The 235-nt window shown below is 40.0% G+C and carries 1 protein-coding gene; it reads right to left on the bottom strand.

From position 1 onward, the window contains the following. On the bottom strand, positions 1-235 hold a 235-nt coding region (locus tag ACPYOJ_RS36825), incomplete at both ends, for a lycopene cyclase domain-containing protein (RefSeq protein WP_481420608.1).

The raw sequence follows: 235 nt of genomic DNA, 5'->3' as shown, positions 1-235 counted from the left end.
AAAGATTTGAAAGAAAAAGATGTTCCACAGAATAAGCTCATATCCATAAACAGTATCTTCAACAGGGATGGTAAAAATTCTGATCCCCATAAACTGATTAGGATTGTAATTAACAATAGGAGATTCGAGCCCGGTTCCTGTAAGAATTCCATTAACAATGAGAAATCCCGGCATGAGCAGGAGATAAACGCTGTCTCTTATACACATCTCCGAGCCCACGAGACTACGCTGCATC

The sequence above is a fragment of the Rhizobium sp. SVR5-9E genome (assembly GCF_056755095.1).
The sequence above is the reverse complement of the archived record's forward strand: the minus strand, read 5'-3'. Positions and strand labels throughout refer to the sequence as shown.